This window comes from Nocardia sp. NPDC004573, assembly GCF_053602135.1.
Genome location: NZ_JBSGDA010000018.1, coordinates 84,134 through 96,337, shown reverse-complemented (window position 1 = coordinate 96,337; position 12,204 = coordinate 84,134). Strand labels below are relative to the sequence as shown.

Annotated in this window: 9 protein-coding genes; 4 read left to right on the top strand and 5 right to left on the bottom strand. The window is 68.5% G+C overall.

Features of this window, described 5'->3' with window-relative positions:
• Positions 1-41: 41 nt before the first annotated feature.
• Positions 42-1,940 (bottom strand): VanW family protein, encoded by a 1,899-nt coding sequence (locus ACWEKR_RS25220; protein ID WP_452356562.1) that lies wholly within the window; start codon positions 1,938-1,940, stop codon positions 42-44.
• Between the two features lie 299 nt (positions 1,941-2,239).
• Between ACWEKR_RS25220 and gnd the strand changes: the two genes are divergently transcribed.
• A complete protein-coding gene (gnd, locus tag ACWEKR_RS25215) occupies positions 2,240-3,268 on the top strand; it encodes a phosphogluconate dehydrogenase (NAD(+)-dependent, decarboxylating) (protein WP_452356561.1) in 1,029 nt (342 codons plus the stop codon).
• A gap of 54 nt (positions 3,269-3,322) precedes the next feature.
• Here the strand turns inward: gnd and ACWEKR_RS25210 are convergent, their stop codons facing one another.
• The gene (locus tag ACWEKR_RS25210) at positions 3,323-4,645 is read right to left on the bottom strand and encodes an acetyl-CoA C-acetyltransferase (RefSeq protein WP_195084403.1); all 1,323 of its coding nucleotides are present in this window, start codon (positions 4,643-4,645) and stop codon (positions 3,323-3,325) included.
• 210 nt (positions 4,646-4,855) lie between these two features.
• Here ACWEKR_RS25210 and ACWEKR_RS25205 point away from each other — a divergent pair, with 210 nt between their 5' ends.
• Positions 4,856-6,214 (top strand): 3-oxoacyl-ACP reductase, encoded by a 1,359-nt coding sequence (locus tag ACWEKR_RS25205; RefSeq protein WP_452356560.1) that lies wholly within the window; start codon positions 4,856-4,858, stop codon positions 6,212-6,214.
• The gene (locus ACWEKR_RS25200; protein WP_452356559.1) at positions 6,211-7,101 is read left to right on the top strand and encodes a MaoC family dehydratase; all 891 of its coding nucleotides are present in this window, start codon (positions 6,211-6,213) and stop codon (positions 7,099-7,101) included. Before ACWEKR_RS25205 ends, ACWEKR_RS25200 begins: the two co-directional genes overlap by 4 nt.
• A 117-nt stretch (positions 7,102-7,218) precedes the next feature.
• Here ACWEKR_RS25200 and ACWEKR_RS25195 read toward each other — a convergent pair whose 3' ends face one another.
• The 3 genes from ACWEKR_RS25195 to ACWEKR_RS25185 all read right to left on the bottom strand — a co-directional run bounded on the left by ACWEKR_RS25195 (position 7,219) and on the right by ACWEKR_RS25185 (position 10,433).
• Complete coding sequence (locus ACWEKR_RS25195) at positions 7,219-8,463, bottom strand: DUF5685 family protein (RefSeq protein WP_452356558.1); 1,245 nt, start codon at positions 8,461-8,463, stop codon at positions 7,219-7,221.
• 110 nt (positions 8,464-8,573) lie between these two features.
• Positions 8,574-9,173, bottom strand: a complete 600-nt coding sequence (locus ACWEKR_RS25190) for a TetR/AcrR family transcriptional regulator (RefSeq protein WP_159846239.1) — start codon at positions 9,171-9,173, stop codon at positions 8,574-8,576.
• Positions 9,174-9,272: 99 nt separating this feature from the next.
• A complete protein-coding gene (locus ACWEKR_RS25185) occupies positions 9,273-10,433 on the bottom strand; it encodes a glycoside hydrolase family 3 N-terminal domain-containing protein (RefSeq protein ID WP_452356557.1) in 1,161 nt (386 codons plus the stop codon).
• Between the two features lie 1,063 nt (positions 10,434-11,496).
• Between ACWEKR_RS25185 and ACWEKR_RS25180 the strand changes: the two genes are divergently transcribed.
• A complete protein-coding gene (locus ACWEKR_RS25180) occupies positions 11,497-12,084 on the top strand; it encodes a hypothetical protein (RefSeq protein WP_452356556.1) in 588 nt (195 codons plus the stop codon).
• Positions 12,085-12,204 lie beyond the last annotated feature (120 nt).

Below are 12,204 nucleotides of genomic sequence, written 5' to 3'. Positions count from 1 at the left end.
GACCGGGCGTACTCGCTCCCGGCGCGCGGGAGTTTACGCCCTCACTCGCACTTCACGACCGGGATCGGGTCGTACTTCACCGTGCGGGTCTTGCGGGAAACTTCGCGGCCCGTTTTCCGGTCGGTGATGACGCGGGTGTCGGAGATGGTGAAGCCCGGAGCGCCCTCGGAGGCGATGCAGTCCTTGCCCTTGGGCAGGGTGATGGTGTTCGGCTCGGTCGGCTTGGTCTTCTCGCCGGTGATGGATTCGACCTCGACCGTCTTGGTGCCCCACAGGCGGACGGTGATATCCGTGCTGGTCGCCACGGTTTCGATGTAGATGCCGGTGGGGGTGTTGTTGCGGAACTTGAGGTCGATCGCGCCGTCGAACACGGTGGCTTCGCGGGCGGCGGGATAGCGGGAGATGTAGTAGCTGTGCTCGGTGTGGCCCGCGTCCTCCAGACCGGCGAAATAGGCCGCGTTGTAGAGCGTGGTGGCGAACTGGCTGATGCCGCCGCCGACCGCCGTGCTCGGGCGGCCGTGGTCGATGATGCCGGATTCCACGTAGCCCTCGGCGGTGCCGCGGGGACCGGTGAAATCGTTGAGCGAGAAGGTTTCTCCCGGCTTCACGATCGCGCCGTCGACCTTTTTGGCCACCGTTCGGATGTTGACGCCGGAGGGACCGCTGAAACCACCGGTGGTGAACGAGCCGACGGGCTCGATGACGCCGAGTCCCTGCGCGGCCTCGGTGGTCAGCTTCGGTTCGATCCGCTCGTAGACCACCTGGGCGGTCCGCTCGCCCGGCGCGACCAGCAACGCGGTGAACTGTTCGAAGGTCTTCGGCCAGTTGATCTTGTCGCCGACCACGGCGGGCACGACCGACGGCTTGCCGCCCGACACCGCGAACGTCGCGTCCTTCGGCTCGACCTCCGTGGTGGCCAGCTGTGGCGCGAGCAGACCGATCGCGGCGTCCTGATTCACCGACACGGCCAGACCGCCCTGCCCGTCCGGCACGAAGGCCAGGACCGACGCGATCTGCTCGGGATCGAGCTTGCCCGACCCGCCTTTGCCCGCGAACGAGATCGGCGAGCGCACGGCGGGCTGGGCGACCTCGCGCAGGGCTTTGTCCACGGCCTCCGGACGCACCTGCAACGGCGCGGGGACGACCGGCAAGTCCACCGTCGACCCGGTGACCCATTTGTCGGCCAATTCCGTGCGTGCGGCGGCCACGTCGAGGACCCGCCCCGGAACGGGCGGGACAGCGACAGGTTCGGCCTTGTCGAAGGTGACGGTGCCGTCGACCGAAGCCCGATCGTGCACCCGCAACTCGGTGAGCTGACGATCCAGCGCCGGTTCGTCGATCGCGCTGACGATCGACACATCGCGGGTGGTGACGAAGGAGGCGAGCCGGGTGAACGGATTCAGCGGCTGGGAGCCGATCCGCGACCAGGTGGCGTCCCAATCCACGCCGAGTCCGGCAGCGCTCGGCACGATGCGGGTCTGCACGTCGCCGATGCGCAGCGGCAGCTCCCGCCCCGCCCTCGGCTCGAGTTCGGCGCGCAGCCGGGCGTCGGCGGCGGAGGTGTCCATGCCGCCCACGTCGACGCCTGCCACGACCGTGCCGCGCGGCACCTCGCCCGAGGACATCACCAAATCCACCACGTAGCCGAGTCCCGCGACCGCGAGCACGGCGCCGACCGCGATACCCGCCCGGCGCACGGTCGCGCGGTCCAGGCGCTTGCGCGGCGGAGTGGAGACGGGGCGACGCGCGGGCGCACGGCGGGGTGCGGGCGGCGCGGGCCTGCGCCGGGTAGTTTGCAGAGGCTGAGTGAGCTGTTCGTCACCACTCCAGGCGACCGACCGGTCCGATCCTTGGGGGCGCTCGGCCCCGAGGAGCTGGCGCCATCCGACTTCGCCCCCTGGCTGTGGGCCGCGTCCTCCGGTGCTCGGCTGGCTCGTCACGAACCGTCCTCCCCGTTCGATTGAATTGTGGACCCGCGCCGATGCGAGTCCCCACCAAGATAACGGTTCCGCCGACAGTGGTCGGCACAGCGCACATCCGACGCGGAGAACCGGGTACACCACATGAAGAGGCCCGCGCAGTTGCCGGGTCGGGGGTCTGGCAACTGCGCGGAGCCGACCTGTTTATCGGGTCGGTGCGGGCGGCGTTACATCCGCGCGCCCAACCGTGACCGATCCCACGCGGGAGAATCGAGACGACCCCGCGGCAAGACTTCGCATACACGAGGGAGATGGATGGCATGCAGCTGGGAATGATCGGCCTCGGCCGGATGGGCGCGAACATCGTGCGTCGCGTCGTCGGGGACGGACACACCGCCGTCGGATACGAGCGTCACTCCGCGCACATCGACGAATTGAGCGCGGAACTCGGGAAACGTTTCCGTGGAAGCACCGATCTCACCGAATTCGTCGGCATGCTCGAAACGCCGCGCGTGGTGTGGGTGATGATCCCGGCCGGCGCGACCGGGGCGGTGATCGACCAAGTTGCCCAGCTGCTCGACCCGGGCGACATCGTCATCGATGGCGGCAACAGCCGCTACCACGAGGACCTCGCGCGCGCCGAACGGTTGAAGCCCGCGGGCATTCACTACGTCGACATCGGCACCTCGGGCGGGGTGTTCGGCCTGACTCGCGGTTTCTGCCTGATGATCGGCGGCGAGTCGGAGCCGGTGAAGTACCTGGACCCGCTGCTGAAATCCATCGCGCCGGGCCTCGAGGCGGCGGAACGGACACCGGGACGCACCGGCGAACCGTCCACGGCCGAGCTGGGCTATCTGCACTGCGGGCCGGTCGGGGCGGGCCACTTCGTGAAGATGGTGCACAACGGCATCGAGTACGGGGCGATGGCCGCCTACGCCGAAGGGTTGAACATCCTGCGGCGGGCCAATTATGGGGCCGAGCACAGCGGCGAGTTCTCCGCGGAGGAGACGCCGCTGGAGCATCCCGAGTACTACCAGTACGACCTGAATGTGCCGGAGATCACCGAAGTGTGGCGTCGAGGGTCGGTGGTCGCGTCCTGGCTGCTGGATCTGACCGCGGCCGCCCTGCACGCGGACCCGAACCTGGATTCCTACAGCGGCCGGGTGTCCGACTCGGGCGAGGGCCGCTGGACGATCGATGCCGCTATCGACACCGGTGTGCCCGTGCCCGTGTTGGCATCCGCGCTGTTCGCGCGCTTCTCCTCGCGGGGCGATGCACTCTACGCGGACAAAGTGCTCTCGGCGATGCGCAAAGCCTTCGGCGGGCACATCGAACTCCCCGGTGACTAGGCCGGGACAAAAGGTGGTCCGGCCGGAATTCCGGCCGGACCACGCGGACGCGACTCAGCGCTCCAGGATGGCGACCACGCCCTGGCCGCCCGCGGCGCAGATGGAGATCAGCGCGCGACCGGAGCCCTTCTCGGCCAGCTGCTTCGCGGTGGCGGCCACGATACGGCCGCCGGTGGCGGCGAACGGATGACCCGCGGCCAGCGACGAGCCGTTGACGTTCAGCTTGCTGCGATCGATCGAGCCGAGCGCGCCGTCGAGACCGAGGCGCTCCTTGCAGTAGGCGTCGGACTCCCAGGCGGCCAGGGTGGCCAGCACCACCGAGGCGAAGGCCTCGTGGATCTCGTAGTAGTCGAAGTCCTGCAAGGTCAGGCCGTTGCGGGCGAGCAGGCGCGGCACCGCGTAGGTCGGCGCCATCAGCAGACCGTCGGGGCCGTGGATGTAGTCGACCGCCGCGACCTCGCTGTCGACCAGGTGGGCCAGCACCGGCAGGTTCCGCTCGGCGGCCCATTCCTCGCTGGACAGCAGCACCGCGGAGGCGCCGTCGGTCAACGGGGTGGAGTTGCCCGCGGTCATGGTCGCGTCGCCCGCCTTGACCCCGAAGACCGGCTTCAGCGTCGCCAGCTTCTCGATCGAGGAGTTCGGCCGCAGGTTGTCGTCGCGGGTGAGGCCGAGGAACGGAGTGATCAGGTCGTCGAAGAAACCGCGGTCGTAGGCGGCCGCCATGTTCTTGTGCGACAGGTAGGCAAGCTCGTCCTGGGCTTCGCGCGGGATGCCGAATTCCTTGGCGGTGATGGCGGCGTGCTCGCCCATCGACAAGCCGGTGCGCGGCTCGGCGTTGCGCGGGATCTCGATGCCGAGCATGCTCGGGCGCAGCTGGCCGACCAGCTTGAGACGGTCCTTGTTCGTCTTGGCGCGGTTGGCGTCGAGCATCCATTCGCGCATGCCCTCGCTCACGCCGATCGGGGCGTCGGAGGTGGTGTCGGTGCCGCCGCCCACGCCTGCTTCGATCCGGCCTGCCGCGATCGCGTCACCGACGGTGACGATCGCCTGCAGGCCGGTGCCGCAGGCCAGCTGGAGGTCGTGGGCCGGGGTGTAGGGGCTGAGCTTGCTGCCGAGCACGCTCTCCCGGATCAGGCCGTGCTCGCCGACCCGCTTCAGGACCGCGCCGCCCACGACCATGCCGAGCCGCTCGCCCTGCAGGCCGAAACGGCTGACCAGTCCGTCCAGCGCGGCGGTGAACATGTCCTGGTTGGAGGCGTGCGCGTACGCCTTGTCGGAACGAGCGAACGGAATCCGGTTGCCGCCCACGATCGCGACCGGGCGGGTGGTCTTACCGGTCTTGGCGGTGCTCTTCGCCGAACGGGCTTTGCTAGTCACTCGAGTCTCCAAGGTCTCGTGGATGGGTGTCCCGGCGGCCCGGTCGAACGCGGACATTTCCGCGTGCTCGGCGCCCCGTCGCGGTGGTTTACATTAAACTTACTCTGGAGTAAGTTTAATGTCGACACGTACCCCGCAAAAGTGCGCCAGCAGACCACGCCGGGGCGATACCCCAGACCCGAGAGACAGAACTCAGAAAAGGTAGGAATAGTGGCAGCCAGCAAGAGCAAGGGTGCTCCCAACCTCTATGGATCGTTCGTACACTCCGCGCCTGGCGCGTTCCTGGCCGGCAAGCTCGGCCTTCCGAAGCCGGAGACGCTGCGCCGCTACGTCAAGGGCGAGCCGCCGCTGTCCGGTCCGGTGCTGATCGGCGGCAAGGGCCGGGTCGCCGAGCCGGTGCGCGCCCTGCTGTCGGACTACACCTTCGCCGACGCGCTGAGCCAGGGCACCAAGTACGGCGCCCTGGTGTTCGACGCCACCGGCATCGGCACCATCGAGGACCTCTCGCAGCTGTTCGAGTTCTTCCAGCCCGCCCTGCGCAGCCTCACCCCGTCCGGCCGCATCGTGGTCATCGGCACCACCCCCGAATTGGCTTCCGGCGTGGACGAGCAGATCGCGCAACGCGCGCTGGAGGGCTTCACCCGCTCGGTGGCCAAGGAACTGCTGCGCGGCTCCACCGCGCAACTGGTCTACCTGCACCCGGAGGCGTCCGCCACGGCGACCGGCCTGGAGTCGACCCTGCGTTTCCTGCTCTCGGCCAAGTCGGCGTTCGTCGACGGCCAGGTCATCCGGGTCGGCAAGGACGACGCGAGCGCCCCCGCCGACTGGGACCGCCCGCTCGAAGGCAAGGTCGCGGTGGTGACCGGCGCGGCGCGCGGCATCGGCGCGACCATCGCCGAGGTGTTCGCCCGTGACGGCGCCCAAGTGATCGTCGCCGACATCCCGGCCGCGGGCGAGGCGCTGTCGCAGACCGCGAACAAAGTGGGCGGCACCGCGCTCGCGCTCGACGTGACCGCGCCCGACGCGGCGGAGAAGCTGGCCGAGTTCGCCACCGAGCGTTTCGGCGGCATCGACATCATCGTGCACAACGCGGGCATCACCCGCGACAAACTGCTGGCGAACATGGACGAGGGCCGGTGGAACGCGGTCATCGACGTGAATCTCGCCGCGCCGCATCGGATCACCGAAGGCCTGGTGGCCAGGGGCGCGCTGAAGGAGGGCGGCCGCGTGATCGACGTGTCCTCGATCGCGGGCATCGCGGGCAACCGCGGGCAGACCAACTACGGCACCTCCAAGGCGGGCGTCATCGGCATGGTGAACGCCGAGGCGCCGAAGCTGGCGGAGAAGAACATCACCATCAACGCCGTCGCGCCCGGTTTCATCGAGACCGCCATGACCGCCGCCATCCCGTTGGCCACCCGCGAGGCCGGGCGGCTGATGAGTTCGCTGCTGCAGGGCGGCCAGACCGTGGACGTCGCCGAGACCATCGCCTACTTCGCGAGCCCGGCGTCGAACGCGGTGACCGGCAACGTCGTGCGGGTCTGCGGCCAGAGCCTGATCGGGGCATGATGACCCAGGCTCCGGCAGGCAAGGAGAAGACCGAGGTGATCAGCCTCACCGAACCGCCGAAGAACAGCCGCCTGTTCGTCAAGGCCGCGCTCGGCGCCGTGCCGCTGCTGTCGGCGCGCAAGCCGGCGCCTCCGGACCGGGCGGTGCAGCTCGACGGGCTGCGGGTCGATCCGGACCATCTGGCCGCCTACTGCCGCGCGACCGGTCTGCGGTTCGGCGACGCGCTCCCGCTGACCTATCCGTTCATCCTCACCTTCCCACTGGCCATGCAGCTGGTGGTGGCGCGGGACTTCCCGTTCGTCGCGGTGGGCGCGGTGCACGCGCAGAACGTCATCGAGCGCACCCGGGAGATCTCGGTGAGCGAGCCGCTGGACATTCGCACGCACATCGAGAACTTGCGCGAGCACCCCAAGGGTCTGCTCGTGGACGCGATCAGCGACGTCAAGGTGGGCCGGGAGCTGGTGTGGCACCAGGTGACCACGTTCCTGCACCAGCAGCGCACCTCGCTGTCGGGCGAGCCGAAGCAGGAGCCGAAGCCGGACGAGGTTCCGCCGCCGCCGCTGCGCACCCTGCGGGTGGATCAGAAGACGATCACCCGATACGCGGCCGCGTCGGGCGATCACAATCCGATCCATACGTCGGCGCTGGGCGCCAAGGCGTTCGGCTTCCCGCGGTCGATCGCCCACGGCATGTGGTCGGCGGCGACCGTTCTGGGCGCGGTCGAGGGCCGGATTCCGGAGCAGACCACGTACTCGGTCAAGTTCGGAAAGCCGATCCTGCTGCCCTCCACCGTCAACCTGTACGCCGACCAGGCCGAAGGCGGGTGGGATCTGGCGCTGCGCCACCCGAAGAAGGGATACCCGCATCTGACGGCGACCCTGCGCTGAGCGGAACCGGAGCCGCACCCGATTCGCGATCGGGTGCGGCTCCGTATTTTCGGCGAGATCGGCTCGGGCCCCTCCGTCCCGCATCCGCGCGGCCGGCTCGCCGCCGCGCGTCTCCGATCAGCAGTCGCAACCGCAGTCGCAGCAGTTGCAGTCCCCGCAATTGCAGCAGCCGCAATCGCATTCGCCGCAATCGCTGCAATCGCAGTTGTTGATCCACGCCTCCTTGCGTTCGCCGGTGCACGGTTGCGTGTGGTCGGCGCAGCACGCGTAGCCGGTGCAGTAACCGCCCAAGATGAGCGCGAGGGATTCGCCCACCCCCGGCCGCCGCGTCGGCGGGCGATGACCCGTGCGCGCGTGGACGCCGGCGCGGGAAGCCCCTTCGGACGGCACCGAGCACGTGTGTGTGGCAAGCGCTCCCAGACCGCCACCGAGCCTCCGCACCACCGCGGTCAGCGGGTCGAGCAGCATCCAGCGCACGGTGGGCACGCGGCTGAGTTCGGCCGCCGCGACGGCCGCGCGCAAGCGCGAATTCGATTGCCGCAGTAGACCGTAAGCCTCGGGAATGGTCGTGCCGGTGGCCATGAGGGGGTTGAAGCGATCGTGGGCCGCGTCGTCGTCGTAGTCGGCGAGAGCGTCGGCCAGATGCGCGATCCGGCCGAACTGCCACCCCGCCGCGCGCAACGCCTCGACATTGTCCGGGCGGTCGGCCAGCACGGCGGTGTGGGCGAAGAACTCCGACGCGCACAGCTGAGTGGGCGCGGTCAAGCGGTCCAGCGGATCGGACGACTCCGCCATCGCCGCATGCCAATACCGAGAAGCGGCGAGGGAATGTGGCACCCGTCTCGCCCCCGAACCCGAACCGCTCACGGCGGCCGTATTTTTCGCCTCGCGCTCCAGGCCTACCTGCGCGTCGAGCGCCGCGACGAGCGGCTCGACGTCCAGGCCGATCCGCGCCGCGCCGGCGCGAGCCTCGCTGTGCCAGCGCGTCGCGGCTTTCGCCAGCGGCCTGCGCGCGAGCGCGGCGACTTCGCCGTCGTCCACGTGATCACGAATCTTGGCCGCCGCCAACAACAGCGACGCCGTGGTGGCGAGTTGCACACCCGGCGAGTCGGCGGTGACCACCGACGCCCGGCGCATACCGCGCAACGCACACGGCGCCGCGATGGTGCGGGTCTTAGCACCGGACTGCGCCTCGGTGAGCATGCTCAGCACCAGCGCGTCCTTGTTGGTGGTGGCGCGGGCGAACTGACCGTGCCCGTCCCGCAGCCCGAGACACAAACCGCACAGATGCGCCCGCCACTCGGCCGCATCGATTCCATACTTCTGAGCGCCGTGCGCACACGGCCTGAGCAACCCGAACACTTCCGCCCCGTTTCTCTCCGGCTCGTCGAAGGAGCCGGTCCGCGCTGTGCGAACTCACGCACTGTGGCAGGAGGGCGGCGCGGAAGCAACCGGTCCGGGCAATAGGCGGGCTACTCGGCCTTCTTCCGGCCGGCGAGACCGCGCCAGGCGAGATCGTCGAGCAGGTCGACCGCCTCGGCGACCTCGATCCGCCCGCTGGCAAGCCGGTCGGCGATGGCCTCGCCCGCGCCGATCACGGCGACCGCGACGACGTCGAAATTCGTCCCCGGCTCGGCGTGCTTCGCACTGGACTCCAGGAGTTTGGCAGTCAGCTCGATGACGCGTTCGCGCGCGTTCTCGATCTCCGAGGCGAACGCCTGCTGGCCGATGGCCTGCCGGTAGAGCACCTGCCAGGAGCGGCGGTTGCGGTCGACGAAGCCGAGGAAGCCCTCCAGCGCGGTGCGCACCTGCTCGTGCGGCGTGAGCAGGGGATTTCCCGCGGGTGCGACGGATTCGATGAAGCGCATCCCCTCCCGCTGGATGCAGGCGCGGAACAGTTCGTCCTTGGAGCCGTAGTACAGATACAGCATCGGCTTCGAGATCTTCGCCTCGGCGGCGATCGCGTCCATCGACGTGTCGTGGAAGCCTTTACGCGAGAAGACCTCCACGGCGGCGTCGAGCATCTGCTGCTCGCGTACCGCCCGCGGAAGCCGCTTCGTACCGCCCGCCATCCACACTCCTACCACAGGTTAATCTCATATATTACTCCAAGGTAAGTTCCGGCGGTCCGATTTGCTCACCAGTCGCCCGACTCGGCCGTGCGGCGCGCCTCAGCAGCGCGGCAACGCACCCTTGTAAGCCGCCACCCGCAACACCGACGCATCCACTTGCGCCATCGGCAGTCGTCCACTCGACACCGCCTGCTCCAGCCGGTCGAGCACCTGCGGCACCGCGTCGGTGGTGATCCACAGGGCATTGTCCGCGCCGGCGACCAGTGCGGCTTCGACGGCGTCCGCGATCGACATCCGGCTGGTGATCGCCGCCATGCCGCCGAGATCGTCGGTGAAGATCACCCCGGAGAACGGCGCGGCGCCGTACCCGGTGCCGTCACGCAGCAACCGCATCGCCTCCGGGCTTATGCTGGCCGGAACGCCGGGGGTGGTCAGTCCGGGCACGTCCAAGTGCCCCACCATCACGCCCGCGCCCGAGCCGATCAGGTTGCGGAACGGGACCAGATCCACGTTCTGCATCTGATCCAGCGGAGGGGTGCGCACCGCTCCGGTGTGCGAGTCGCCCGAACCGGATCCGTGCCCGGGGAAGTGCTTCATCACCGTGCCGACGCCGACCTCGCGCATGGCGCGGATGTAGGCGTCCGCGTAGCGGGTGACTACCTCCGGATCGTCGGAGAAGGAGCGGTCGCCGATGACCGAGTCGTCCGGCTGGGAGCTGACGTCCACGTCGGGGGCGAAGTCCACCGTCACGCCGAGATCCTTCAGCGCGCGGCCCCTGGTCAGCGTCGCGCTGTGGAACTGCTCGGGGGTCATGGTCTGCGCCGTCTCCCGCGCCGATGGCGCCGCGCCGATCAGGTCGCGCACCCGCGAGACGCGGCCGCCCTCCTCATCGATGGTCACCATCAGCGGCACCTTGGCCGCCTGCTTCACCTGCGTGATCTGCCCCGAGGCGAGCAGCGCCTGCTCGGTCCATCCGCCCACGAAGATGCCGCCGATCTGCTCGTTGCGTACGACGTTCGTCGCGTCGTCGGCGCCGGTGACACCGACCGTCAGCAACTGCGCGAGCTTTTCCCGGGTGGTGAACTGCCCGAGGTACCCCGCGTTGCAGTCCGGCGGCGGCGCGGTGGTCGCGGGGATCACGGCGGTGGTCGCTTCCCGCGTGGTGGTGCTCGACGACGCCGATTCGGTGGAGCCGCCGTTCGAGCAGGCGGTCGCGACGGCGGCGAGAACGGCGAGGACGAGCAGGGGCGTCTTCCGCATAGAGGTCAACCGTACTCGTCGCGACCTGCGCGACCGCACTCGCTACGTCGCTACCGAGCAGGCAACTCACGCACCGGTATCGAATCGTTGCCCGGGGCGGGCCGTACCGGTACCCGGGAGCAACGACCAGAAATCGGGCGCTGACGATTTAGGACAGATGGCGGTCCACCACCTGCCGTTGTGCGGACGCGGCCGATTGCCCCGGATCGCAGGGCGCGGACATAGCACTGATCGACATGCGACAACCGGTCACGCGGGTGCCGGCGGCCTTCGTCGGCGGTCGTACCAGGCTGAGGAGTTGCCGCAGGCCGGGCCGCGCGCGGCGGGCCGTTTCCAGGCCGCGCGGGGGGCCGTTTCCAGGAAGCACGTCCGGCGGGCAGTGGTGTGCGAGTCGATTGCGGAACCGCCTACACGAGGATGCATGACACATAAATCATGTTGCGGTGGAACCGATCCGGGTCTAGGTGCGTCCAATGAATCGACTGCCTTTATTTCGCAGATCGGGGGGTGTCTCGTGCTCGGGGTGACACAGAACCGGTGCCGGGTGGGCAGGTCGATTCGTATTTCGACGAAAGAGGGGGATCCCATGAAGGTCCGCAACGATTCATCAGCTGCGCCGACGAGCCGAGTCGGTCGAACGCTTCTCTTCGCAGCGACACTGACCATCGCTATGATCGCGAGCGTACTGGCCTCCGGTAACGCACAAGCCTCGTATCAGCCATGCACCAACTACAGAGTCACCACCCAATGGGGCAGAGTCGAAGTCGACACCAGGCCGAGGGACGGGGACCCCATCGGCAACATCGCATGGGCCATGTTCCTCAACAACATCGCCGATATACCAGGTACGACTACCAGATATTGGTCAACGGCAGGGCTATCGAGACGGATAACAGGTTCAAGGACGACAACTTTCACATGACGATCCCCCGGTATCTAGATGGTCATTACCGGTACGGGTCGGGGGACGAAATCCAGGTCATCGCTTCCCACGCCGCTGGCAAAAACCTGTATGTGACGCCAATCAACCGTTGCACCGTCCCCTACACGGCAGGATAGCTACATGAGTCAGGAGATTTCGAGGCGAGGCGCTGACCTGCTGGCGGCCGACATCGAGTCGGCTCTCGGCTTCGAGGTACACATCGACGAAACGATCCCCGAGCGTCTTCGCCGGTTGGCCGATCCACCGGGATGGCGGATCGAATTCACCGTCCCGACCTTGAGCGTCATGGTTGGCACCACCCCCGTCGAGCGCACTCCCAACGGTGTGGCGTGCAGACTGGCCCGGGAAGTCCACGACGACGTCCTGTCCCGCAGTGGAAAGATCTGGCCCGCCGACCCCAAAGGCGGGGACCAGCCTTTGCTCCCCACTCCCGACGGGTGGCACGGGAAGGGCGGCGTCATCCCGTACGGGCAGGTCAAGACGGCGAAGGAGCCTGATGCCGGCCTCGACGGTGTGGTCCGGTGGTGGCTGCCCGACACCTACGACGGACTCATCGCCAGCCGCTCCGGCGACGTGTGGTTCTCCCTCTGGCAGTACCAGGGCGACGAACAACTCATCACGCCGGGCATGCCGGTGACATGGGTCATCGGCGAAGGTCGGCACGGAAAGTACAGCAAGGCAAGCGAAGTCCGACCGGCCGAGCCGTAGCCCGGACGGCTCACCTATCCGGCCCGGCACTCCCGAAGCCGTCAGGCAGGGTGATGTACCGGCGTGTTCGGTCGGTATGCCGCGACCGCGAGGGAGGGTGGTCGGCCACGCCGACGTTTG

What these genes read in the sequence shown, in the direction of transcription:
- ACWEKR_RS25185 (WP_452356557.1), bottom strand. Translation starts at nt 10,433, where the DNA reads ATGCGGAAGACGCCCCTGCTCGTCCTCGCCGTTCTCGCCGCCGTCGCG.
- ACWEKR_RS25200 (WP_452356559.1), top strand. Translation starts at nt 6,211, where the DNA reads ATGATGACCCAGGCTCCGGCAGGCAAGGAGAAGACCGAGGTGATCAGC.
- ACWEKR_RS25180 (WP_452356556.1), top strand. Translation starts at nt 11,497, where the DNA reads ATGAGTCAGGAGATTTCGAGGCGAGGCGCTGACCTGCTGGCGGCCGAC.
- ACWEKR_RS25190 (WP_159846239.1), bottom strand. Translation starts at nt 9,173, where the DNA reads ATGGCGGGCGGTACGAAGCGGCTTCCGCGGGCGGTACGCGAGCAGCAG.
- gnd (WP_452356561.1), top strand. Translation starts at nt 2,240, where the DNA reads ATGCAGCTGGGAATGATCGGCCTCGGCCGGATGGGCGCGAACATCGTG.